This window comes from Alcaligenes sp. GW821-FHT11D07, assembly GCF_058808495.1.
Genome location: NZ_JBXART010000003.1, coordinates 157,073 through 181,585 on the forward strand (window position 1 = coordinate 157,073; position 24,513 = coordinate 181,585).

The window sequence follows — 24,513 nt, forward strand, 5'->3', positions numbered from 1 at the left end:
GACCGCAGACACAAAAGCTGAAGGCCCGCTTTTAGCGGGCCCTTTGCAATCTAAAGTTCACGGCAAACCTGACTGACCTGCTCCCTGAACCAGGCGTAGGCTCCGCTGGCGCGAGTGCGCTCATGCCAAATCTGATACACAGAAAACGGGGCCAGCTCCAAGGGATGCGTCAATACATCAAGCTTATGACCGGCACAAAGCAAACGCGCCATGCGCTCGGCCAAGCTGATCACTAAGTCGGTTCGCTCCAACAAAGCAGGAACCGCCAGAAAATGAGGCAGGCTGGCTTGCACGCGTCGCTGCAACTGCCGGGTTTGCAAAGCATCGGCCAAACGACGCTCCCGGCTCCCATTATGGCCAGGCACCCCAATATGGCTTCGGCTGCAGAACTCATCCAAACCCATTGCCTGCCCATCCCGCCCACAGGCGCGCATCACCACCACATAACGATCCTGGAAAAGCTCTTGGCGAAACAAGGGATAGGAGACAGCGGCCGACGAAGACAAAACAAGGTCTGCTCGCCCGCCCAACAGCCAGTCTTCAGCCCCTAAATCCGCCATATCAAGGACCTCAAGGCTGCTGAGCGGAGCTAAGTGCTGCAGGTGCGCGGTCAGTGCCGGGATCAATAAATAAGACAGATATTCAGTCGTTGCGATCCGGAACCGCAGCGTCAAACTGGATGGATCAAGCTGCTGTTTATCGGTCAGCAACAGATCATCCAGCAAGGCCACCGCCTCTTCAATCCGGGGAGCCAAGGCGCGGGCTTTATGGGTTGGTTCCACGCCCTGGGCCGTACGCAGAAACAAGGCGTCATCAAAATACAGACGCAGCTTGGCAATCTCTTTGCTGACCGTGGACTGGTTGGAATCCAGCGCCAAGGCAGCACGGCTGACATTCCCTTCTCGAAAAACAGCCAAAAAAATACGCAGCTGTATCAGGTCCAGATTATTCATCTCACTCCCCTGCTTGAGTCTTTCTATTTCAGCCTAATCAATCATTCCAATACGGAATTGCCACGCTCTCTCGCCTCTCGGACACTGGTATGAAACCTTACTAGCACAGGAGAATTCATGAGAACACTGATTAAAGCGCGCTGGCTCATTGCATTTGAGCAGGGGCGCCATTGCGTCATCGACCACGGCCAACTGGTTTATGAGGGCGAACACATTCTGTACGTGGGCTCGAACTACACAGGGCAAGCGGACCACGTGATAGAAGCTCCCGACAGTGTGCTGGCCCCCGGTTTTATTGATACCCACGTCCACTCAGGTCACCGTGCCTTGCACAAGCTGCTGGCCGACGGCGGCCGACCCGCCTTGTTTGGTCAACCCTATATGGACGTCACCATTGCTCGTAAAGGCACGCAGATTCGTGGCTATCCCAACTACCTGGATAAAGAACAAGCAGCACAAGATCCCGGCATAGCCCTGCATGCTGCATTTACCGCTGCCGAACTGCTGCGCAACGGCGTCACCACCTTTGTGGAACTAGGCGGGCATGTGCTGGTGCAGGAAGCATTGTGGGCTCAATGTGAAGCGCTCGGTATCCGTGGATACCTAGGGCCTGGCTACGATAGTGGCCGCTGGCAAGCCGATGACAAAGGCCAGCTGGAACGCATCCCCTACCCTGACAAGGGTGAGCAGCTCTTTCAGGATGCCCTGGCCTTTATCCACCGGGCACAAGCTCATGAGTCCGACTTGGTTCACGGCATTCTGGTGCCCCGCGAAATCGAAAACTGTAGTCTGGACTTGCTGCGACAAACAGTGCGCGCAGCCGATGAATTCAAGCTGCCTATGGCAACACACGCAGGCTACAACGTCATCGAATTCATGGAAACGGTACGCGAACATGGCATGACCCCCATCGAGCTACTGCACCATGTGGGGATGCTGCGCCCGACACTGAACATCGGCCATGCCAACCTGATTTCCAACAACCCCAAAATGAATTATTCAGGGGGGGATGATCTGGGTTTGATGGGACGCGAAAACGTGTCCATTTCCCATTGCCCAGTCAATATTGTGCGTCGGGCGCGCACGCTGGATAACTGGAAGGCGTATCGCCAAGCCGGCGTGAACATTACCATCGGCAGCGACACCTACCCGCGCGATATGTTCATGAATATGCGTACCGCGTCCTACCACGGCAAAGTCATGAGCCATGACCTGACTGCCGCCAGCGCCGCCGAAGTCTTTGAGGCTGCAACCTTGGCGGCTGCACGCTCTTTGGGCCGGGACGATTTAGGCCGCCTGGCAGCAGGTGCGCGTGCAGACATGACATTGGTCCGCATAGGGCGCGGTGATGTTCTGCGCTATGGCCCAATCTGGGACCCGATCCGCAGCATGGTCGAATGCGGCATTGGCGACGATGTAGACACTGTCATCTGCAACGGCAAGATCAGCATGCAAAACGGAGTCATACCGGGAGTTGATCTACCAGGCTTGCGTCAACAGGTACAGGATTTTGCTGAAGATATTTGGCCCAGCCTGCAAGACTGGGACCAGCTCAAACGCAGTGCTCAAGATATGTGCCCCATCAGCCGCTGTACCCATTTATAAAAAACACCCTCACTGAGGAGACAAAACATGCTTAAAAAACTAAGGCTCGTCCTGGCTGCCGCTGCGCTCACCACACTGCCGCTTGCTCAGGCGCAGCCAGTGGACTTCCCACAAGGGCCAGTTCGCATCATCGTGCCCTACGGAGCAGGCGGAAGTGCCGACATTCTGGCCCGTGCAGTCAGCGACAAGCTGACGCAACTGTGGGGGCAAACCGTCATCGTGGAAAACAAGCCGGGCGGCATAGGCACCATTGGGATCATGAGCGTGGTCAAGTCCAAGGCCGACGGCTATACCCTGGTTTCGGTGCCAGTCTCCGACCTGGCCGTTAACCCGCATCTTTACAAGAAAAGACCTTTTGATGTGCTGAAGGATTTGGACCCGGTCAGCCAAGTGGGCTCAGTACCGAATGTCCTGATCGTCAACCCGGCCTTGGGCCTGCAAAGCACGGCTGATTTAATCAAGCTGGCCCAGCAAGCAGGCCAAAGCCTGACCTACGGCTCCCCTGGAGTCGGCAGCCAGGCTCATCTGGCCGCCGAAGTATTTGCACGCAAACACAATCTGACGCTTAACCATATTCCCTACAACAGCGTCTCCGCCGCCATTACTGACGTCGCGGGTGGCCATGTCGATTTAATGTTCGCCCAGCTTCCCAGCGCCTTGGGATTCATTCAAGGCAAAACTGTCACCCTGCTTGGCATCGCCGCCCAGCAGCGCAGTCCATTACTGCCTGACACGCCAACACTGACGGAATCCAGCGGCACCGTATATGGGGATTTTGTATCGTGGTCCGGTTTGATGGCTCCGGCAGGCACACCCATCGCCATACGTGAAAAAATCGCACACGATCTTAAACAGGTGATGGATAACACAGACTTAAAGAGTGTGTTAGCAGGCTCGGGGACCGTGGGGATAGGCAGCACACCACAAGAGTTAAGTGCCACTATTCGAGAGGATTACGATCGCTACGGACGCATCATCGCCGACCTGCAATTGGTCTTGGACTGAACAAGGGGGGGAATAAAGGAAGGTAGAGATGGTGGGCGGTACAAGGTTCGAACTTGTGACTTCCACCGTGTGAAGGTGGCACTCTACCACTGAGTTAACCGCCCGAAGCTTGCAAGAGCTGCAAACTGCGAAGAAAAAGACTATAGCACGGCCCTTCTCGATTGACAAGATTGGGGCCGGCCCTTTTTTTCTGAAATTTTTACTCGGCTGAGGGGTTCAGCATTTCGCGCCACATAGGCGGTTTCTTGTTCTGCTTTTCCAGCTGATCCATGTACTTTTCATGCTCGGCCAAGTCCGCTTCGGAAGCACGTACAACCTTCAAGACACCGGGATCAAATTTGCCCAGGCTCAGATCGCTGCCATCCCCGCCCTCGTCTGAATCATCAAAGTCCATTAACAAGGCGTCTTGGCCACGCGTCATGGCAAGCCAGACATCGGCCAGCAGCTCCGAGTCCAGCAAGGCGCCGTGCAAGGTACGGTGGGCGTTGGAAATACCGTAGCGTTCGCACAAGGCATCCAGAGAATTACGCTTGCCGGGGTGCAGCTCACGCGCCACCAGCAAAGAGTCCGTAATGGAGCCACAGTATTGGGAGAACGGGCCCTTGCCTACCTTCTCCAGCTCCGAGTCCAGAAAGCGCGTATCAAAGGATGCGTTGTGGATGATGACTTCTGCATCCTGCACAAAGTCCAGCACCTGATCCACCACATCTTTAAAACGGGGATGCTGGGACAGGAAGGCCGTGGTCAGGCCGTGGATAGCCAGGGCCTCCGGGTCCGAGTCCCGGTCCGGATTTAAATACAAATGCAGGTGGCGGCCCGTCAATTTGCGGTTGAACAGTTCGACGCCGCCCACCTCCACAATACGGTGCCCTTCGCGCGGCTCCAGACCGGTGGTTTCAGTATCCAGAATAATTTGACGCATTCACTTTCCCTACAAATTCAATCAGAGTGGCGGCTTCAAACCGACCGGCAGCAAAAACACAAACCAATCGGGACTCCACGCACTGCTTAAGTTCAGACTGAGGCCTCGGGCTTGTCAATCAGCTCCAACTGCTTGTCGGCTCCGGTCTTTTTACCTGCAATCAAGGTATAGGCCACCGGCACCACAAACAGAGTCAGCAAGGTCCCCAAAGACAGGCCGCCCACCAGCACCCAGCCAATCTGCTGACGGGACTCGGCACCGGCACCAGTGGCATAGGCCAGCGGCAGCACGCCCAGCACCATGGCACCGGTCGTCATCAAAATGGGGCGCAAGCGCATCTCGCAAGCGCGCACCACGGCATTGTACAAACTGGCTCCGGCCTCGCGCTGTTGGGTGGCAAACTCCACAATCAAAATACCGTGCTTGGTAATCAGGCCAACCAAAGTAATCAAACCGATCTGACTATAGATGGACAAGGTGCCCCCTGATAGCCACAAGGCCAACAACGCCCCCGTCATGGACAAGGGCACGGACAGCATGATGATGAGCGGATTGCGCCAACTTTCAAACTGCGCCGCCAACACCAGATAAATAAAGGCCAAAGCCATCAGGAACACCAAATAGATGCTGCCTGAAGAATCTCGGAACTCACGCGACTGCCCGTCCAGGTCCGTCTGCACCGTTTCCGGCAAAGTCTTGCGAGCGACATCGTTCATGTGTTCCAGCACTTCGCCCAAGGCGTAGCCGGGAGCCACCGAGGCTTCTACAATCACGGCCCGCAAACGGTTGAAGTGATTCAGGGACTGCGGCGAAACACTTTCCCGCACTTTCAGGAAGTTGGCCGCCTGCACCATGCCCCCATCCTGGGTGCGCACGTAAATATCCAGAATGTTTTGCGGGCTGGAACGGGCTTGCTTGTCCACCTGAACAATCACGTCGTATTGCTCGCCATCGCTCTTGTAACGAGTAACCTGGCGTCCGCCCAGCATGGACTCCAGCGTGCGACCTACCGCCTCCACTGACACACCGGTATCAGCCAGCTTGTCGCGGTCCACATCAATACGGATTTCCGGCGTATTCAACCGCAAGTCGGTATCGACGTTAAGCAGACCCGGATAGTCTTTCAGCTCCGCCAGAAAGTTGTCCACGATCTTGGCCAGCTCCGGATACGGGGCCTGGCTCATAATCACAAATTCCACTGGCTTGGAAGTAGCCCGCTGCCCCAGAGAGGGCGGGTTGGTCGGGAACGCGCGTGCCCCTGGAATCGCGGAAAAATGCGGCTGCAATTCCCGAGCAATGGACTGCTGGCTGCGGCTACGCTCTTCCCACGGTTTCAAACGCAAAATCGCAAACGAATCCGTTACGGTGGGGAAGCCAATTACAGACTGATAGCCTTCCGTTTCGGGGATGCCGCGGTACAGCTCTTCCACCCGCTCCACATTGTGCAAGGTGTAATCCAGCGTGGCCCCTTCAGGCGAATTCACAATCCCGAAAATGACACCCCGGTCTTCGATAGGGGCCAGTTCGCTTTTGATCACACTAAACAGCAAACCACTGCTGGCGGCCACTGCCACCCCCATCAACAAGACCAGATAACGCCAGCGCAAGGCACGGATCAAGACGCGACGATAGCCGCGCGTCAGCCACACCAGGAAGTTCTCAATCGTTTGACTGACCCGGCCCACTTTTGCACCATGCGGGCGCAACATGCGCGAACACATCATGGGCGTCAAAGTCAGCGCCACAAAACCGGACACCAGCACAGCGGCTGCCAGCGTCAAGGCGAACTCGATAAACAAGCGCCCGGTACGCCCCGTTGCAAACGCCAGTGGTGCATACACAGCAACCAGCGTCAGGGTCATGGCGATAACGGCAAAGGCAATTTCACGCACGCCCAAAAAGGCCGCCTGCATCGCCGTCTTGCCTTCTTCAATATGGCGATAGACGTTTTCCAGCACCACAATCGCGTCGTCCACCACCAGACCAATAGCCAACACCATGGCCAGCAAAGTCAGCGTATTGATGGAAAAGCCCAGCATATACATGATGGCGAAGGCCCCGATCAAAGAAATCGGAATCGTCACAATGGGGATCAAGCTGGCCCGGAAACTGCGCAGGAAAAACACAATAACCAGCACCACCAGCAAAATGGCTTCGGCAATGGTGGTGTATACCGAATCAATGGATTTTTGAATAAAGATGGAGCTGTCATAGGCGACGGACAGCTGCATATTGCCGGGCAAGCTTTCGTTAATACGTTCAACCTCAGCACGGACGGCTTTGGACAAATCCAGCGGGTTGGCTGTGGATTGCTTGGTCACCCCGATATTCAGACTGTTTTGCCCGTTAAAGCGTGCCAGCACGCGCTCCTCGGCTGGTCCAATACGCACTTCGGCAATATCGGACATACGCACCGGGTAGCCTGCAGCCCGACTGATGATGATGTCTCGAAACTGCTCGGGGGTCTCCAGGTCGGTAGAGGACACCACGGAGAACTCGCGGGCATCTGACTCAATTCGGCCCGCAGGAATCAGCACGTTTTGCTTGCGCAGGGCATCTTCCACGTCCTGCACCGTCAGCTGATAGGCTCCCAGACGAGTACGGTCCAGGTCGATACGCATAGCCGGCAGGCGCTCACCAAATACGCGTACCTCGGCCGCACCGGGCAAGACGGACAAACGCGTCTTGATATAGCGATTGATGTAGTCCGAGGCCTCCAGCATGCTGTAGTCGCCGGTATCCACCCCTACATAAATAATGGGAGTAGAGTCCGCCTCCACCTTATTGATAATGGGTTCGTCCACTTCATCCGGGAGAAAGCGGCGGGCTCGCGACACCTTGTCCCGCACATCGGCAGCAGCGGCATCCGGGGCACGATCCAAATTGAATTTAATATTGATCAGGCTGCGTTCGGAGCGGCTACGCGAGGTCATCACGTTCACGCCTTCAATCCCAGACAGCTGGTCTTCCAAGGGCTTGGTGACCTGGGACTCGATCACCTCCGGAGAGGCCCCTTTATAGTTGGTGATGACGGACACCACCGGCTCATCAATGGCCGGGTATTCGCGTACGGTCAGGCGTTCGTAGGAAATAAAGCCGACCAGCACGATCACCAAAGACAGAACCGTGGCAAAAACCGGGCGACGGATACATAAATCAGAAAGAACCATGACTCTGTCCTATGGCTGCGGCTGTGTTTGGACGTCGATCACTTCCTGAATATCGACCGGCACACCGTCGCTGACCTTTTGCAGGCCCGCCACCAGCACATTGTCTCCGGCATTCAGCTCGCCGGTAACTTGCACCCAGCCTTGCTCACGCACGCCCACCTGCACTTGGCGACGTTCGGCACGGCCATTTTTGACGATATAAATGTATTGATCCTGCCCCGACGGTGCCAAGGCGGTTTCAGGAACCATCAAGGCTTGATAACGCGACAGTTCCAAACGTACACGGCTAAACAGCCCCGGACGCAAGGCACCATCCTCATTGGGAACTTGAGCGCGCAGCAAAATAGAACGGCCTGCTACATCCACCACGGGGCTGACCGCCAGCACCGTGCCTTTGCGGGTTTCACCCTGAAAAGCGTCAAAGCGCAGCTCTACCGGCATGCCAGTACGCACGTCAGCCAAATATTGTTCGGGAATACGGAAGTCCACATTCAGGGTGGAGACGGCCTCCAGCTGCACCAGATCGGTGCCAGGGCCCACGTAGTCACCCACCGACACATTGCGCAATCCGGTCACCCCATCAAACGGGGCGCGAATACGGGTTTTGTCCAAATGAACACGCGCCAGTTGCACTTCGGCTTGCTGGACAGCCAAACGGCTGCCGGACTCATCTTTAGCCTGTGCGCTGATAAAACCCTGGCGGCTGAGTTCCGCAGAGCGTTTGTGCTGGCTGCTGGCCAGATTCAAATTCGCTTGTGCCTGATTTAACTGTGCCTGCGCCATGGCCGGGTCCAGCTGGATCAGCAACTGCCCTTGTTTAATGGGCTGCCCTTCTTCAAAGCTGATAGCGGAGATGCGCCCGCTGATCTCGGGGCGCAATATGACGGATTCTCTGGCTACCAACGTACCCACTGCCGCCACATCACGTATTAATTCACTTTGCCGCACCGGGAGCACTTCAACTCGTGTGGCATCAGACTGAGCCCAACTCGGTGAGCTGCCTGCAAACAGCACGGCGAAAAGAATAAAAATAGTGTGGCGCAGCGTGGAAATCATGAGCGGCTAATCCTGACCGGCCAGGCCGGTAAAGCTGTCTGACAAAATATGACGAGTGGCTAATAGTACTATCAGCTGGCTTGTAACTGCCGGGCTATTTCCACCCCTTCATTAGCCAGCTGATCAGCCCGTTCGTTCCCTGGGTCGCCAGCATGGCCGCGCACCCACAACCAGCTCAACTCATGCTTTGCAGCCTGCTTTTCCAGCTCCTGCCACAGGTCGGCATTTTTAACGGGCTTCTTGTCGGCGGTGCGCCAGCCGCGAGCTTTCCAGCCGGGCAGCCATTCATTCATGCCTTTTTGGACGTACTGCGAGTCGGTATGTACGCGCACCGTGCAAGGACGCTTCAAAGCCCGCAGGGCTTCGATCACTGCCATTAACTCCATCCGATTATTAGTGGTATCCGCTTCGCCACCGCAAATCGTTTTTTCGCGACCACCGTGACGCAGCAAAGCGCCCCAGCCGCCTAAACCCGGATTGCCCTTGCAGGCGCCATCCGTCCAAATATCAACAACATCGGTCATGTTTTTGTAATTCCTTCATCGGCAGTGCGTCCTGCAACCACCATAGGCCGACGCAGACGCCGACGGTTTTTCTTCCACTTGGCCCCGACCAATCGCATGCCCGGAGTCCGTTTGACCGCACTAATCATATAGACGGCACCTGCAAAGCCCCACCAGCGCTCCCCGCTTTGCTCCATCCAGGCCCAGCGATCCAGCCAGACCTGCTGACGGCACAAAGGGGCATAGCACCCCATTTGCGTGCCCTGCACATCAAAAGACAGCAGCTTGAGCCAGTCGCGCAGCCGCTGGGCCGACAAGACATCGCCCGGTAAGGTGGGGGTGCCGCGTTCCAGACCCGGAATCCACTCGTGCGCGCCCCACAGACTCCAGGGATTAAAGCCAGTCAGAATGATGCGCCCTTCGGGCATCAGCACGCGCTCGGCCTCGCGCAATACCTGGTGGGGATCGCAGGCGCTTTCCAGCGTATGGGGCAAGACTAAAAGATCAATGCTTTGCGTATCAAAGGGCAGGTTCTCGGGCTCGGCATACACCAGGTTTTTCTGGCTGCCTGCCGACACCCCGCCTTGAGCCGTGCAAAGCTTGAAGGAGACGCGGCTGTGCTCCAGCAGGTCCCAATGCGGCAATCCAATTTGTATGGCATGATACCCGAAGGCGTTGACCACCTCGGCATCGACCCGGGCTTGTTCCCAGGCTCGCACATATCGCCCCGGTACGGTTTCCAACCACTGGGCAAATTGATCATTCAAAGTCTGCTCCACTGGCGCTCACTCCCTCTACCATGATGAATGCATTTACCTGGCCTGTGCCAAGCGATGTTCGCCTGATTCCACTGCCCGCCCTGAACGATAACTACATCTGGGCTCTGGCGCGCAATGGTCATGCCCTGGTTGTTGATCCTGGGCAGGCCGCACCCGTTCTGGATTGGCTGGCCCGCGAGTCCTTACAACTGGATGCCATTTTACTGACACACCACCATGGTGACCACGTTGGCGGTGTAATAGAAATACTTGCCAAGCACCCGGCACGTGTCTGGGGCCCGGCCCACGAGCGTTTGCCCGCCTGTGACGTGCGAGTTGCCCAGTCAGACAAAGTGCATTTACCCACGCTGGATCTGACTCTGGACGTACTGGACATCCCTGGCCATACCGCCGGGCACGTTGCGTACTTTGGTCAAAATGAGGTAAAACAGCCCTTTGTTTTCTGTGGTGATACCTTGTTTGCCGCCGGTTGCGGACGCCTTTTTGAGGGCACCCCGGCACAAATGACGGATTCCCTGGGCAAGTTGGCAACGCTGCCATCTGACACCCTGATCTGCTGTGCGCATGAATACACCTTATCCAATCTACGTTGGGCTTTGCAGGTAGAGCCGGACAATCCCCAACTGCATGAGCGTTGGGAACAGGATAAGCTAAAACGTCAGCAAGACCTGCCTACGGTACCTTCCACCTTGAAAACAGAATTGGCTACCAATCCATTTCTGCGTTGCGACAAGACCGCTGTTATTGATGCTGCCCGGCAATATGCTGGCCAGCCCCTGAATAGTCCTGTTGAGGTATTTGCCAGCCTGCGCGACTGGAAAAACAATTTCTGAAGACTCCGCGATGAACCTAATGAGACTTTTTGCGCTGCTATGCGCTTTTGTGCTGGCAGGCTGCGCTACAGGCCCCAAGGTCGATCCTAGCAAAGCTGCCAAAACCACAACGAACATTGCTGCCGATACGTCTCGCACTGTGGATCTGACCCACCCGCCTAAAGATATGTGGGACCGGATGCGCCGCGGATTCTCCATCCCCAATCTGCATACGGATCTAGTTGATTACTGGACCAACTATTACGCCTCCCACCCCGAGTCCATCCGCACCATGAGCCAGCGCGCATCGCGCTATCTGTATCACATCATGGACGAGCTCGACAGCCGTGGCCTGCCTTCTGAACTGGCCCTGCTGCCCTTCGTGGAAAGCGCTTACAACCCTATTGCGTACTCGCGCTCGCATGCCTCCGGCCTGTGGCAGTTCATCCCCAGCACCGGCACGCAGTACAAGCTGGAACAAAACTGGTGGGTAGACCAACGTCGTGACCCGGTTGAATCCACCCGCGCCGCACTGGATTACCTGTCCTACCTGTATGAATTCCAAGGCGACTGGTATTTGGCCCTGGCCTCCTACAACTGGGGTGAAGGTTCAGTACGCCGCGCCATGGAGCGCAACGAACAAGCGGATCTGGGCATTGACTACTTATCGCTGAAGATGCCGGACGAAACGCGCAATTACGTCCCCAAACTGCAAGCGATCAAGAACATCGTGGCCAACCCTGAGCGCTACGGCATCACCCTGCCCGCGGTCAGCAACACGCCTTACTTCACAGCGGTTCGCAAGAACAAAGACATCGACGTCGCCTTGGCTGCCGAGCTGGCTGAAATTACCGTGGACGAATTCAAGGCGCTGAACGCTGCCCACAACCGCCCCACGATTCCCGCTGACAGCGGCACCTTGCTGCTGCCTGCCAACAAAGTCGATATTTTCAACGCCAATCTGGCCGCCTACCAAGGCAAGCTCAGCAACTGGAAAGCCTACCAGTCCAAGCGCGGCGAAAGCTACTTGGCGATTGCCCAGCGCCACGGCATTACCTTGTCGCAGTTGCGCTCCATCAATGGTTTAGGCAGCAAGAGCACCAAGGCCGTCGCCCAGACGCTGCTGGTGCCCAGCTCCACCTTGGGTGAAGGCAGCTTGCAGCTGGCCTCCCTGACCAGCACACCGGCCGCACCCGTGGCGCAAACCGCCAGCCGCGCCCGCACGCAAACGGTCAGCGTCAACCGCAAAAACGATACCGTTGTTTTGCGTCGCGGTGCCAACGTCCGTACCCATACCGTTCGTCAGGGCGATACACTCTACGCCTTGGCCAAACGGTACGACACATCGGTGGCTGAATTGCGACGCCTGAACAATATCAAAGGCAGCTCTCTTTCCAGGGGTACACGTTTGCGTGTTCCCGGTTCCAATATTCGTGGCTAGGCCACCCACTATTACATAAAGGATTTTCAGCATGGGTTTCCTTCAAGGAAAACGCATCCTGGTTACAGGCGTCCTCTCGAATCGCTCCATTGCTTACGGGATTGCGCAAGCATGTCGCCAACAAGGTGCTGATATTGCCCTGACTTATGTGGGCGAGCGTTTCAAAGAGCGCGTAGATGGCTTTGCCAAAGAACTGGGTACCGATATCGTGCTGCCCTGTGATGTATCCGATGATGGCCAGATTGAACAAGCCATGGCCTCGCTGGGCGAGCGCTGGGACGGTCTGGACGGACTGGTGCACTCCATTGGTTTTGCCCCCCGTGAAGCCATTGCCGGCAACTTCCTGGATGGCCTGTCGCGTGAGTCCTTCCGCGTCGCCCACGACATTTCCGCCTACAGCTTTCCCGCACTGGCCAAAGCCGCACTGCCTTTGCTCAAAGGCCGTAAAAGCTCGGTGCTGACCCTGACCTACCTGGGCGCTGAAAAAGCCATCCCCAACTACAACACCATGGGTGTGGCCAAAGCCGCTTTGGAAGCATCGGTACGCTATCTGGCGGTGGCGCTGGGTGAATACGGCATTCGTGCCAACGCCATCTCGGCCGGCCCCATCAAGACCTTGGCGGCCAGCGGCATCAAGGACTTCTCCACCATTTTGAAGTTCGTTGAGACGCACGCGCCTTTGCAGCGCAACGTCACCATCGAAGAAGTAGGCAATGTGGCCTCCTTCCTGATGTCCGAGTTGGCCAGCGGTATTACCGGCGAAATCACGCACGTGGACGCTGGCTTTAACTGCATCGTCCCCGGCATGCAGGAATAAAGCGCCCCGCTTTGGAAGTACAGAAAATGGCGGCTATAGCCGCCATTTTTTATTGCCTGATGCTTTCACGCTGCCTATTCAGCGCAGCGATCAGACAACACAGACCACGAGCCCAAAAGACTATTCACCCTGAGCCACCTCCTCCACAAAGTCGCTGCGCAAAATACCGTGACGCTGCAGTTTGTCGTAAAAGGTTTTGCGTGGGATTTGCAGGTCCTGCAGAGTCGCTTTGATATCGCCTCGATGACGCGCCAAGGCCTGGCGAATCTGCTGCGACTCAAATTGCTCGATACGTGCGGGCAGGCTTAAATCCTCGGACTCTGATTCTTTGATATCTGGATGTGCAACGCCCAACACTTCACGTTGAGCAAAATGGGCCAATTCACGCACATTGCCCGGCCAATGGTGCGCCTGCATATACGCCAGACTGCGTGCGTCCGGCATTTTCTGGGGCATGCCGTATTTTTTTGCGGCCAGCGCTGCAAAGTGCGCGAACAGCATAGGGATATCTTCTTTGCGTTCCCGTAGTGGCGGCAAACGCAAGGTCACTACATTCAGGCGGTAATACAGATCCGCACGAAAGTGCGCACGCTGGGCAGGATCCGCCAGATCCACCTTGCTGGCTGCCACAACACGAATGTTGATGGGGTGCTCCTCGTTCGAGCCCAAGGGCGTCACGCAACGCGTCTCCAGAACACGCAACAGACGCACTTGCGCGATCATGGGCATGCTCTCGATCTCGTCCAGAAACAAGGTGCCCTGATTCGCATGGGCGATACTGCCCACTCGTTTGCGCTGTGCCCCGGTAAACGCACCGGCCTCATGGCCGAACAACTCACTTTCGATAATCGTTTCTGGCAAGGCACCACAGTTCAGCGCCACAAAGCGATGTTGGGCCCGTGCTCCCCAGCGGTGCAGCAACATGGCCACCACTTCCTTGCCCGTACCCGTTTCCCCCTCTACCAGCACGTCTACATCGGACTGAGCCAGATGCCGCAAGGTAGCGCGCAGATTAATCATGACTTCGGAATTGCCCAACAAGGCCGGACCCTGACCGTCTTCGTCCAGCTCCTCGCGCAGTGCGCGGTTTTGCAAGACCAGACTGCGCTGCATGGCGGCATGGCGAATGGCGGTCAGCAAGCGTTCGGCTTGATAAGGTTTGGTCAGAAAATCAAAGGCACCGTCGTGCATGGCTTGCACCGCCATATCAATATCGCCGTGGCCGGTAATCAATACCACAGGCTGCTCAGGATCGCGCGCATGCAAGGCACGCATCAGCGCCAGGCCATCCATGCCCGGCATACGAATATCCGTCACCACTACGCCGGGGTAGTCCTTGGGCAAGCGACTCAATGCCTCCTGACCGCTGGCACAGGCCAAGACCTTCAAGCCAGCCAATTCCAGACTTTGCACCACGGCAGCCCGCAGGTCGGCATCATCATCTACAAACGCAACTTCCATGCTTATTTTTCTCCCTGATCCAGATCGCTGTCTGCATTGCGCAGCACGATATGAAACGTAGCGCCGCCCAAGCGCGATGGCCCTTCTTCCAAACGGCCTCCCAAGGCTGCGACAATATCGTGCGAGATCACCAAACCCAAGCCTACGCCCTGACGGCGACTGGAGCTAAACGGGGTGAACAGGCGCTGGCGGATTTCCGCACTCAGGCCAGGACCGTTGTCCGACACCACAATACGTACATGCCGCGCTTCACTCATCACTTCAATACGAATGCGCCCTTGCTCCCGCCCTTCCAGCGCATCAAGGGCATTACGCAATAGATTCACCAGCACTTGTTCCAGACGAACGGGCAAAGCCCAGACCCGCACGGACTCGCTCATACCCTCCAGCTCCAGACTGACGCCTTGGGCACGTGCTCGGTGCTCCAAGAGCTGCCAGGCGCTATCAAGTGCTGCACGCACCCGTACAGGCCCTTCTTGCTCTTGCGGCTTGCGGGCGTAGTGACAAAGCTGGGACGTAATACTGCCAATACGCTGCGTCAGCCTCTGGATGCGGGACAGATTGTCATTGGCCTTGTCGATCTGTCCCTGCTCCAGAAAACGCAGGGTGTTGTCGGCATAGACTTCGATCGCTGCCACCGGCTGATTGATTTCATGAGCCACCCCCGCAGTCACCTGCCCCAGAAAGGACAGTTTTTCTGCTTGCTCCAATTGTTCGCGCAGGTCACGGGCACGTGATCGTGCCTCTTGCAGGGCCTGCATTTCCTGCTCCAAACGAAGACGGGCCACCTGCAATTGAGCCGTGCGTGATTCTACGGCTTCTTCCAGAGCGTCTCGCAATAGCTCCTGACGCGCCTGAGTCTCGCGCCGCTGCTGATTGCGTTGCAAGCCCAAGGCGGTCAAAACCAGCGCAGCCAGTAACAGCCCCATGACAGACAAACGGGATTGGAAGGCTTGTGTCTGCAAGGCCGCACTCATAGGGGCCATGGCATGCAAGATCCAGTCACTGCCCGCTACGGGCTGCTGCACGTGCAAAAAACGCTCTTGCCCCAAGGTCCAGAACGAAGCCCGCTCCCCCGAAGCCGCCCCCTTCAAGCCCACCGGCTCCAAAGGCTCATCTCCAAATTGCTGACTGGCTCGCAGTTGGGCCAATTGTTCGGGGGCAGACTGATCTAGCGTGCGCAAACGCCAGTCAGGTTCCCCGCTAAGCAGGATCACACCATGCGGGTTCGTCACAAACATGCGGTCCCCGTAGCCATCCCACTCTTTTTCCAGCAGATCAAAGACCAGCTTGATCACCACGACCCCAACGGCTTTACCGTCCTGATCTTGCACGCGGCGGGATATATACAGCCCAGCCTGACCGCTGGATGTCCCCAGCGCAAAGTATTCGGCGTGCCCTTGTTCCAGTGCTTGGGTGTAGTAGGGGCGAAAACCATAGTGATTGCCCACAAAACTGTCCGGCTTATCCCAGTTACTGGAAACCAGCGTCTGCGAGTGCACGTCCAGCAAATACAGCACCGGCGCCCCCGTGTCTTCGGCCAACTGCTGGAACTTCAGATTCAAAGCCTGAGCGTCGCCATAGACAGGGTTGCCCATCAGGTATTGGCGCAGGGCCTCATCTTGAGCCAGCGCAAAAGACAGGGTGCGAAATTTGTCGCGAATGGTCCTGATCCAGCCGGCGTTCCCCCGCATCAAAGAATCAAGTCGTTGTTCGCTTTGCGTCAGCAAACGTGCGGTACCCATATCTGCCGAGCGCCAAAAGGCAAACGTCCCCAGCACCAGGGCCAAGGCAAGCAGCAGCAACCATTCGAGCCTGAAGCGACGCTTCAAACCCGAAGAAACCGGAATGGAGTTCATGACATCTGTGCGATTTTTCGCCAAAAAAGAATAGGTCTTGTGCGGATTTTCGCACACATATCCAGTCTGCGGGAAAGTCTGCTGGCTGCAAGCCGCGTATTCGCTGGTTTTGCGCAGTGCAGCAGATTGGCACGGATGTTGCTTTAGTAGTGAGCTTACAGGCCGGAGCACGTACTCCGGAGCGCTTAAACCGCCTGCCCACACAAAATTCAAAGCAGGCCAATAGCCGACGCTCAAGTCGGCCACATCTAGTCACGGAGACGACAACATGATGGAAATAAGCACAGGAGACCGTCCGGTACCTCAGACTGTCAAAATCAAGTGGTATCGGATTTTGTACGTACAGGTTCTCATCGCCATCACGCTTGGTATTTTGCTGGGGCACTTTTACCCCTCGCTGGGCGAGAGCATGAAGCCGCTGGGCGATGCCTTCATCAAACTGGTCAAAATGATTATTGCGCCCGTCATTTTCCTGACGGTTGCCACCGGCATTGCCGCCATGACGGACTTGCAAAAAGTAGGCCGGGTGGTGGGCAAAGCCATGATCTACTTTTTGACCTTCTCCACCCTGGCCTTGCTGGTCGGGCTGGTGGTCAGCAATGTAGTGCAGCCTGGCCATGGCATGCACATTGACCCCAGCACCCTGGACCCCAGCGCTATCAAAGGCTATGTCCAGCAAGCGCATGACAGCACCGTGACGGGCTTTTTGATGAACATCATCCCCGCCACCCTGATCAGTCCCTTTACCGGTGGCGACATCCTGCAAGTGCTGTTTGTGGCCATCCTGTTCGGTATTGCCCTGGCTGCAGTCGGCGATCACGGCAAGCCAGTTCTGAAATTCCTACAAGCCTTCATGGCCCCCGTATTCAAGTTGGTGGCCATCTTGATGAAGGCTGCTCCGGTCGGTGCCTTCGGCGCCATTTCCTTCACAATTGGGAAATACGGGATTGAATCGGTATCCAGCCTGGCCTTGCTGGTAGTGACTTTCTACGTCACCTCCGTGCTGTTCGTGCTGGTTATTCTGGGTGCGGTCGCCCGCTACAACGGTTTTTCCATCATCAGGCTGATCCGCTACATCCGCGAAGAATTGCTGTTGGTGTTGGGTACCAGCTCCTCCGAAGCGGCTCTGCCTACCTTGATGCAGAAAATGGAGCGCGCTGGCTGTGCCAAATCCGTTGTGGGTCTGGTGGTGCCAACCGGCTATTCCTTCAACCTGGACGGCACCAACATCTACATGACGATGGCTGCCCTGTTTATTGCCCAGGCTTGCGACATCCCGCTGACCTTGCAGCAGCAGCTTCTGCTTCTGCTGGTTGCCATGCTCAGCTCTAAAGGTGCTGCCGGTGTGACAGGCGCAGGCTTCATTACCTTGGCCGCGACTCTGTCTGTCGTGCCTGCGGTACCTATCGCAGGCATGACCTTGATTTTGGGTATTGACCGCTTCATGTCCGAATGCCGTGCCTTGACCAACTTGGTGGGTAACGCAGTTGCCACTATTGTGGTGGCGCGCTGGGAAGGCGAGCTGGACAAGGATCAGCTTGATAGCGCCATGAATGGCGACCTGCCTGCCCTGGATACCAGCATCACCTTGCATCAGCGCGGCGAGATGGGTATTCCTGCACAGGAAAGCCCAGAAGCCCGGGCCAGTGCTGCGGCCTGATCTGCCCGCATAAAAAAAGGCCGGTTCCTGATAAGAACCGGCCTTTTTTATTGTCTGCCTTGTCGTCGGATTCATTGCGCATTTTTTTCGCTCAGCGTGGCCTGTTTGCTCTAAGGACTTGGGCAGGTCGGGCTTGGCCGCAGAGAAGCGCTTCGCAGACTGCTGGTATTGAAAGAACAGCGATAGACCAGGCATAGGCCGCCTAATCGCCGATCAGGGAACTTCCCCTTATCGATCAGGCAGATGGAAACCGCACAATCTCGCTCTCCGGCGTCCAGGCCGGATACTTGTCCATCACGCTCAGGAACAAAGGGCTGGCTTGAAATTTCAACAGCCAATCGGACAAAGCAGGCCAAGGCTGGGCGTCAAACCAGGCCCTATCCACTTGTGCGAATTGCCGCACAAAAGGCGCAATCGCCAGATCCGCCAAAAAAGGACGCTGCCCCATCAAATAGCCGTGCTCTTGAATCCGCGCATTCAGGCCCATCAATTGTTCGCTGGCCTGTGCACGATGCAAGGCGGAAAAGCTGGCCGCATCCGTGAACTGCTCGTCCTCGGTGTGGCGATCCGGGTATTTATAACAATCCAGATTTTTCTTGAAAGCGCCGTCATTCGCTGAGATCAAGGCCAGCATTTGCGCGGTGTCGCCCTGCTCGGGCTGCAGATAATATTGAGGGTCATGGCGGCCCAAGGCCCATTGCATGATATCCAGGCTTTCATCAATGACTACGCCGTCCGGCAAGACCAGCACAGGCACCGTGGCTTTAGGAGAAGCCAGCCGCAGAGCCTCGGGCTTGTCGCGCAGGACAACCTCGCGCAACTGACAGCGCACGCCGCTGGCAGCAATCGCCAAACGTGCCCGCATCGCATAGGGGCAGCGGCGAAAAGAATACAAAATGGGCAGATCAGATAAGGACATGCTCGATACCGTTAAAAAGCCGCGCGACCAGCGCGGACTTAAGGGCGCAGGCGTTTAGATAAAGCCGCCCATTGTGCAGGACAAGGACGGCTGTATACGGCACTGCGCCAGAATCAAGCTCTAAGAGTTAACACAGTTGCCCGTTCAGGGCTAGGCGTCCTTGGCTTGCTGAGCCAGCAAACGCTGCTCTTCCACCTTGCGGCGGGCTGCCTCACGGCGCTCGCTCAGCTCATCCATACTGACACCGATATGACGTTCTTCACGTTCGCGGGCCAGGGCAACCTGTTTTTGGCGTTCACGGAAGCGTTCAACTTGCTCAGGCGAGCTATGGCCGTGGCAATACGGGCAGCTGACTCCTTCTTCGAACTGCGGCGAGGTTTTTTCTTCCTCGCTGATCGGCATGCGGCAAGCACGGCAGAAATCGTAATCACCCGGTTCCAAACCATGACGCACCGACACGCGCTCGTCGAACACAAAGCAGTCGCCATCCCACAGGCTTTCTTCAGCCGGAATCTCTTCCAGATATTTCAGAATGCCGCCTTGCAGGTGATAGACCTCGTCAAAACCTTGCGAGCGCATGAAGGCGGTGGATTTTTCACAGCGGATGCCGCCCGTACAGAACATGGCCACACGCGGTTTGCCATGCAATACGCCACCTTCTTGGGACTGCTCGGCCACCCATTGCGGAAATTCCGTAAAGCTTTGGGTCTTGGGATTGATGGCACGGCTAAACGTGCCGATACCCACTTCGTAATCGTTACGGGTATCAACCACCACTACATTCGGGTCGCTGATCAAAGCGTTCCAGTCTTCCGGGGCCACGTATTCGCCCACCATTTCCGCTGTTTTCAGATCAGGCACGCCCAGCGTGACGATCTCTTTTTTCAGCTTGACCTTCAGGCGGTAAAACGGAGCCTTGTCGGCATAGGACTCTTTATGTACCAGGCCTGCAATGCGCGGATCCGCATTCAGATGTGCCAGGACCGCACGCACCCCTTCCTGCGGGCCGGCAATGGTGCCGTTAATCCCTTCGCGCGCCAGCAACAGCGTGCCTTTGACTTCGTGCTGCTCGCAAAAAGCAAACAAAGGGTCGCGCATTTGGGCAAAATCGGGCAATTCCACGAACTTATATAAAGCCGCGATCAGGTAGGTAGACATAGGTAAACGGTTTCTCTGGATGGAAGCGGTAGCGCAGCACCAAGGCGGTAGGACTGCTCAGGGCGTCGTACACTATACGCGACTGATACCCCTTGGGCCTTTGACGCCTGTCAAAAAAAATACGGTCGCCCGGGGATTCAACTTTAAAATCATAACGCTAAAGCCGTTGGGCCGCACCTGGCCACGGTCACCTGTTTTATTTGCACGAGAGCTATGGATTCCGTAACACAAGCAGTCCTCGGTGCCAGCATCTGCGGTTCTTTACTTGGACGACAGTATGGCCGCCGAGCAGTGCTGGCCGGTGCCGTCATTGCCACGCTACCTGATCTGGATGTCTTCATTCAATACGGAGACCCCATCACGTCTATGGTCAGCCATCGGGGCTTTTCACACTCCCTGTTTGTCCTCAGTGCGCTGGGCTTGCTGGTCACCATTTTGTGGCGACTGCTCTTTCCCCAGGCACGAGCATCGGCGGCGCGGGTGGGACTGGCGGTCTGGCTGGCCTTGATTACCCATCCCTTACTGGATGCCTTTACCAGCTATGGCACCCAACTGCTCTGGCCCCTGGCGGCCACGCCCGCCACCTGGTCAAGTATTTTCATTATTGATCCGCTCTATACCCTGCCCTTGCTGGTTGCTACGTTGATCGGTTTGGCTAGGGGGGCGGCCCCGGCCACCGTGCGGGCCTGCCATTGGGCCTTGCTGCTGAGCAGTCTGTATCTGGCCGCCTCGGTCGGGGCAAAATTCTGGGCCGAACACCAGGCCACCGCCCAGCTAAGCAAGCAAGGCGTTCAAATCCAGCGGGTCTATTCCGCCGCGCAGCCGATGAATATCCTGCTTTGGCGCGTACTGGTGCGCGACGCGCAGGATCAGGAATGCGAAGTGATTGTGGGCGTGCTGGATCGCTTGCTGGCCCCTAAAGGGCATCACTATGAGTCCATCTGCCTGCCGGTGAACAGCGACTACACCCAATTATTTCCAGCCATGAAGCAGCTGGAGCAACTGCGCTGGTTCGCTGATGACTGGGTACGTTACGACATCATTGACGACTTGCTGGTGGTGAGCGATGTACGCATGAGCTTGGGCCCTGGGCAATACACCTTCCGCTTTGTCGTGGCAGAACGCATTGCCGACGACACTTGGCTGCCTGTCATTCCGTATCGCTGGGCCAGCGGCCACAATCTGGACCTGCTCAAACCGGTCATGCGCCGCATCGTGTCGCCCGAGCCTCCTTTGCCGCTGAAAGAATGGGCCAAACGGATTGAGGCAGGGGTTCCCATCCCCCGTGCCAGCCCCGACTTCCAGGAAGTCAGCCAACCCGCGTCCTGAGCCTGTCCTTGGCGCGTGCATAAAAAAACCCTGGGCGTTCTGCCCAGGGTTTAAATTTACCCACTACGGTCACTACACAAAGATACCCGGTGCTCTGCCAAACCCGAGGATCAGAAAACTTACTTCAGCATCCCTTCAACACGCTGGCGCAAGGCCGGGTCCTGTTGAATAGCCAAGCTGATACCGTTGTAGTCGGCCAGATCCATCCCGTTAGCCGTTACCACGCCAACCAGGCGCTGGTCAGCTTCCTGAACGATGGACTGACGCTCTGCGTCACTTTTGGCCGCATCCAGTCGCGGCTGATATTCCGAAGCGGTCTGAGATACCTTTTTATAGGTACGTGCATACTGCTCCAGCTGAGAATCCGTAGGTTTAACGACCTGTGCAGCAGCAGGGGCTGCCGAATTGGCCGGAGCCGCATTGCCCTGGGCCATCGCAAACGGGCTGTACATGCCAAATGCGACTGCGGTAGCAGCAAGAAAAGCTTTAACTGAGGGCTGCATGGATAGAACCTCCTAAACAGAGTCAATGAACGGTCATCATGACAAGAGCGGCGGCAGCTTACAAGTTTCGCAATGTAGTTTCGTGTATCTGCATGCCACCCGTCCCGTTACAGATTTCAGTCGCGCGAGTAAGGACGACCGTCAAAGTCCACGGTGACCAGATTGCCATCCAACTGGCCCATGCCGGGTGAATTGGCAGGCATGCCTGGCGCGGCAACCCCACGCACACTGCCATCGTTCATCATGCGTTTGACGACATTGGCGGGCACATGGCCTTCAATCAGTTGTCCTGTCTTGTCAATCATCGCGGTGTGGCAAGACTCCAGGTTCTCCGGCACTCTCAAAAGCCGCTTCACGTCTTGAATCTTCACGACCTTGACCTCTTTGACCTCAAAGCCCTCATCGCGCATATGCTGTGCCCACCCCCCACAACAGCCGCAGTTAGGATCCTGATACATCGTAATAGCGGGGCCTTCTGCCCAAGCCATGGAACTGAAGACCGACAAACTGGCCGCCAACAATAAAGGTTTAATCACAATTACATTCCTGTTTTGCAGCGCCACCGCGCTCTGGTTGACACACTCATGCACATGACTAAGACTGGGCACTAGCAAAAAAGTTTAACAAAACACACTAATTAGTCCGATCCATCATGAGTCTTGATTCCGTCAAACAGTTTTTACGCGAGCACGCGGCTGACCTTCAGGTTATTGAAACAACAGAAAGCACCGCCACTGTCGCGCTGGCCGCGCAAGCGCACCAAGTCGAGCCCGGGCAGATTGCCAAGACCTTGAGCCTGAAAGTGGGAGACAAGGTGGTGTTGGTGGTCGCTCGCGGCGATGCCCGTCTGGATAACAAGAAGCTGCGCAGTGCCTTTGGGACACGCGTGAAAATGCTGGATCTGGAAACGACGGAAGCCTTGACGGGCCATCCCGTAGGCGGCGTCTGCCCCTTTGGTCTGGCCACTCCGCTGGAAATCTACTGTGACCTGTCCTTGCAAGACTACGACACCGTCTTGCCCGCGGCAGGTTCCATCAATTCAGCGCTGCGGATCACGCCACTGCGCCTGGCCCAGCTGACCAGCGCGCAATGGATTGATGTGACTCAAACGCCAGCAGGGGCTGAGCAGTCAGCCTGAGACAGGCAAGCCCGCCCCTGACGTTATTTCAGGCACGAGCGGGCTGGTTTGCATAGCCGGACACAAACTCTTTGGCCTGTCCGGTTTGCGCGTCAAACACATGACGGCGCACCTTGCCTATGTCTGCCCCGTAAACGTGAATGCTGATCGAGACCTGATCGTCATACACATTGGAGACCTCGTGGATATCACCCACGTTGGGTGACACTACTTCAACCACTCCCGGCTCCAGCGTCTGGGTGGCTTCCTCTGTCAGTTGCCCGGTTTGAGGATCACGGGCAAAGGGGCGCGAGCGCTCGGCACCACGCAACATGCCAATCAAACCCCATACCGTGTGGTCGTGAATAGGTGTTTTCTGACCGGGACCCCACACAAAGCTGACCACAGAAAAGCGTTCCTGCGGACAGCAGTACAACAAGTACTGCTGATAAAACTGTGGATGGGGCTGGGTGTACTCCGTAGGCAGCCAGTCATCGTGTGCCACGAGCTCGCCCAGCAATACCCGGCCATCACGCAAAATATCTACTTCGCCCACGGCGGGGCGAGCAGTCAGTTCATTCATCCCTTGAATAAAACGCTCAAAACGGGGGTGCATAAGGGGATGTCTCCATAGTTGACTGGGCCTTGCGGCCCAATTCGTGAATCAGTTTTTATTTGTTCAGATACACCGGGGCGCGTTTTTCTTTGAACGCGGTCATGCCTTCCTTGGCATCATAACTATCCTCGATCGCTTTCAGTTGCCGCATGGTGCGCGCCATTTGTTCGGACGGGCCACGGGTCAGCACCTCATTATTGATAAAGCGCTTGAGTGTCTGCAAAACGCGGGGCGACATTTTGGCCAAATCCTGCGCCATACGCAGCGCTGCCTGCACCTGCTCCCCCACCGGCACGATTTCATTGGCAAAGCCCAGGTCATAGGCCCGGCGCGCTTCCAGCGTTCGGCACAGCAAAATCACTTCCATGGCAGCGTGATGCGGAATGCGCGAGGCCAGCCCGGAAATGATTCCGCCAGTAAAGCCCAGCTTGGCTTCGGGATAGGAGAACTTCGCGCTCTCGGACGCAACCAGCAAGTCTGTCATCATGGCCATCACCAAAGCGCCGCCCACGCACCAGCCACTGACAGCCGCAATAATGGGCTTGTCGGTCTCAAAGCCCACAGTGGGAATCGCGCGCCATAATTCGGGCCACTCATTGACGTCTGCACCAGCTGAAAAAGCGTCATTCCCGGCTCCCGTCAGCACCGCAACCCGGCGTGTGGGATCTTCGTCAAACTCCAAGAACGCCTGCTGTAATTCTTTGACCACGGTGGCGCTGAGCGCATTACGGCGCTCTGGCCGATTGATGGTGATGATGGACACACCGTCATCGTGGTTTTCTACAAGAATGCATTGATAATCCGACATGGTTTGCTCCTCCTGGGTAT

General features: G+C 56.5%; 22 protein-coding genes and 1 tRNA gene. 8 read left to right on the plus strand and 15 right to left on the minus strand.

The features are described 5' to 3' along the window. Window positions 1–50: 50 nt before the first annotated feature. A complete protein-coding gene (locus tag AC1RSM_RS13750; protein ID WP_492933111.1) occupies window positions 51–953 on the minus strand; it encodes a LysR family transcriptional regulator in 903 nt (300 codons plus the stop codon). 117 nt (window positions 954–1,070) lie between these two features. Here AC1RSM_RS13750 and AC1RSM_RS13755 point away from each other — a divergent pair, with 117 nt between their 5' ends. Together AC1RSM_RS13755 and AC1RSM_RS13760 are read left to right on the plus strand one after the other, a co-directional pair. Further along, window positions 1,071–2,558, plus strand: a complete 1,488-nt coding sequence (locus tag AC1RSM_RS13755; RefSeq protein ID WP_492933112.1) for a chlorohydrolase family protein — start codon at window positions 1,071–1,073, stop codon at window positions 2,556–2,558. 27 nt (window positions 2,559–2,585) lie between these two features. After that, a complete protein-coding gene (locus AC1RSM_RS13760) occupies window positions 2,586–3,563 on the plus strand; it encodes a Bug family tripartite tricarboxylate transporter substrate binding protein (protein WP_492933113.1) in 978 nt (325 codons plus the stop codon). A gap of 29 nt (window positions 3,564–3,592) precedes the next feature. On the opposite strand, the gene AC1RSM_RS13765 is transcribed toward AC1RSM_RS13760, so the two are convergent. The 6 genes from AC1RSM_RS13765 to AC1RSM_RS13790 all read right to left on the minus strand — a co-directional run bounded on the left by AC1RSM_RS13765 (window position 3,593) and on the right by AC1RSM_RS13790 (window position 9,993). Next, window positions 3,593–3,667, minus strand: a tRNA-Val gene (locus AC1RSM_RS13765). Between the two features lie 95 nt (window positions 3,668–3,762). After that, window positions 3,763–4,485 (minus strand): DNA polymerase III subunit epsilon, encoded by a 723-nt coding sequence (gene dnaQ, locus AC1RSM_RS13770; protein ID WP_492933114.1) that lies wholly within the window; start codon window positions 4,483–4,485, stop codon window positions 3,763–3,765. Window positions 4,486–4,577: 92 nt separating this feature from the next. After that, window positions 4,578–7,655 (minus strand): efflux RND transporter permease subunit, encoded by a 3,078-nt coding sequence (locus AC1RSM_RS13775; RefSeq protein WP_492933115.1) that lies wholly within the window; start codon window positions 7,653–7,655, stop codon window positions 4,578–4,580. A gap of 9 nt (window positions 7,656–7,664) precedes the next feature. After that, the gene (locus AC1RSM_RS13780) at window positions 7,665–8,711 is read right to left on the minus strand and encodes an efflux RND transporter periplasmic adaptor subunit (RefSeq protein WP_492933116.1); all 1,047 of its coding nucleotides are present in this window, start codon (window positions 8,709–8,711) and stop codon (window positions 7,665–7,667) included. Window positions 8,712–8,782: 71 nt separating this feature from the next. Beyond that, a complete protein-coding gene (rnhA, locus tag AC1RSM_RS13785; protein ID WP_492933117.1) occupies window positions 8,783–9,235 on the minus strand; it encodes a ribonuclease HI in 453 nt (150 codons plus the stop codon). After that, window positions 9,232–9,993, minus strand: coding sequence for a class I SAM-dependent methyltransferase (locus AC1RSM_RS13790; RefSeq protein WP_492933118.1), 762 nt, complete (start codon window positions 9,991–9,993; stop codon window positions 9,232–9,234). The genes rnhA and AC1RSM_RS13790 overlap by 4 nt, the downstream gene beginning before the upstream one ends. 23 nt (window positions 9,994–10,016) lie before the next feature. Here AC1RSM_RS13790 and gloB point away from each other — a divergent pair, with 23 nt between their 5' ends. From gloB to fabI, 3 genes are read left to right on the plus strand one after another with little or no spacing between them, the layout of a single operon-like run. Further along, window positions 10,017–10,826 carry a hydroxyacylglutathione hydrolase gene (gloB, locus tag AC1RSM_RS13795; protein ID WP_492933694.1) on the plus strand — a complete coding sequence of 270 codons (810 nt, stop codon included), beginning with the start codon at window positions 10,017–10,019 and terminating at the stop codon, window positions 10,824–10,826. A 10-nt stretch (window positions 10,827–10,836) separates the two neighbouring features. Then, window positions 10,837–12,246, plus strand: coding sequence for a transglycosylase SLT domain-containing protein (locus tag AC1RSM_RS13800; RefSeq protein ID WP_492933119.1), 1,410 nt, complete (start codon window positions 10,837–10,839; stop codon window positions 12,244–12,246). 31 nt (window positions 12,247–12,277) lie between these two features. Further along, window positions 12,278–13,063: an enoyl-ACP reductase FabI gene (fabI, locus tag AC1RSM_RS13805; RefSeq protein ID WP_492933120.1), complete on the plus strand. Its 786-nt coding sequence runs from the start codon at window positions 12,278–12,280 to the stop codon at window positions 13,061–13,063. Between the two features lie 120 nt (window positions 13,064–13,183). Here the strand turns inward: fabI and AC1RSM_RS13810 are convergent, their stop codons facing one another. Further along, window positions 13,184–14,524 (minus strand): sigma-54-dependent transcriptional regulator, encoded by a 1,341-nt coding sequence (locus AC1RSM_RS13810; protein ID WP_492933121.1) that lies wholly within the window; start codon window positions 14,522–14,524, stop codon window positions 13,184–13,186. 2 nt (window positions 14,525–14,526) lie between these two features. Next, window positions 14,527–16,383: a sensor histidine kinase gene (locus tag AC1RSM_RS13815; protein ID WP_492933122.1), complete on the minus strand. Its 1,857-nt coding sequence runs from the start codon at window positions 16,381–16,383 to the stop codon at window positions 14,527–14,529. A gap of 268 nt (window positions 16,384–16,651) precedes the next feature. Here AC1RSM_RS13815 and AC1RSM_RS13820 point away from each other — a divergent pair, with 268 nt between their 5' ends. Further along, window positions 16,652–18,043, plus strand: coding sequence for a dicarboxylate/amino acid:cation symporter (locus AC1RSM_RS13820; RefSeq protein WP_492933123.1), 1,392 nt, complete (start codon window positions 16,652–16,654; stop codon window positions 18,041–18,043). A 235-nt stretch (window positions 18,044–18,278) separates the two neighbouring features. Here AC1RSM_RS13820 and AC1RSM_RS13825 read toward each other — a convergent pair whose 3' ends face one another. Both AC1RSM_RS13825 and trhO read right to left on the minus strand, forming a co-directional pair. Beyond that, on the minus strand, window positions 18,279–18,962 hold the full coding sequence (locus AC1RSM_RS13825; RefSeq protein WP_492933124.1) for a glutathione S-transferase: 684 nt from the start codon (window positions 18,960–18,962) through the stop codon (window positions 18,279–18,281). A 150-nt stretch (window positions 18,963–19,112) separates the two neighbouring features. After that, window positions 19,113–20,120, minus strand: coding sequence for an oxygen-dependent tRNA uridine(34) hydroxylase TrhO (gene trhO, locus AC1RSM_RS13830; RefSeq protein ID WP_492933125.1), 1,008 nt, complete (start codon window positions 20,118–20,120; stop codon window positions 19,113–19,115). A gap of 213 nt (window positions 20,121–20,333) precedes the next feature. On the opposite strand from trhO, the gene AC1RSM_RS13835 reads away from it, so the two are divergent. Further along, complete coding sequence (locus AC1RSM_RS13835; protein WP_492933126.1) at window positions 20,334–21,449, plus strand: metal-dependent hydrolase; 1,116 nt, start codon at window positions 20,334–20,336, stop codon at window positions 21,447–21,449. Between the two features lie 119 nt (window positions 21,450–21,568). Here AC1RSM_RS13835 and AC1RSM_RS13840 read toward each other — a convergent pair whose 3' ends face one another. Both AC1RSM_RS13840 and AC1RSM_RS13845 read right to left on the minus strand, forming a co-directional pair. After that, window positions 21,569–21,952 (minus strand): DUF4168 domain-containing protein, encoded by a 384-nt coding sequence (locus tag AC1RSM_RS13840; RefSeq protein WP_492933127.1) that lies wholly within the window; start codon window positions 21,950–21,952, stop codon window positions 21,569–21,571. 116 nt (window positions 21,953–22,068) lie between these two features. Beyond that, window positions 22,069–22,488: a DUF411 domain-containing protein gene (locus tag AC1RSM_RS13845; protein WP_492933128.1), complete on the minus strand. Its 420-nt coding sequence runs from the start codon at window positions 22,486–22,488 to the stop codon at window positions 22,069–22,071. 116 nt (window positions 22,489–22,604) lie between these two features. Between AC1RSM_RS13845 and AC1RSM_RS13850 the strand changes: the two genes are divergently transcribed. Beyond that, on the plus strand, window positions 22,605–23,090 hold the full coding sequence (locus AC1RSM_RS13850) for a YbaK/EbsC family protein (RefSeq protein WP_492933129.1): 486 nt from the start codon (window positions 22,605–22,607) through the stop codon (window positions 23,088–23,090). 28 nt (window positions 23,091–23,118) lie between these two features. Here the strand turns inward: AC1RSM_RS13850 and AC1RSM_RS13855 are convergent, their stop codons facing one another. Continuing rightward, window positions 23,119–23,685: a cysteine dioxygenase family protein gene (locus AC1RSM_RS13855; RefSeq protein ID WP_492933130.1), complete on the minus strand. Its 567-nt coding sequence runs from the start codon at window positions 23,683–23,685 to the stop codon at window positions 23,119–23,121. Window positions 23,686–23,740: 55 nt separating this feature from the next. Continuing rightward, the gene (locus AC1RSM_RS13860; RefSeq protein ID WP_492933131.1) at window positions 23,741–24,493 is read right to left on the minus strand and encodes an enoyl-CoA hydratase/isomerase family protein; all 753 of its coding nucleotides are present in this window, start codon (window positions 24,491–24,493) and stop codon (window positions 23,741–23,743) included. Window positions 24,494–24,513: the final 20 nt, after the last annotated feature.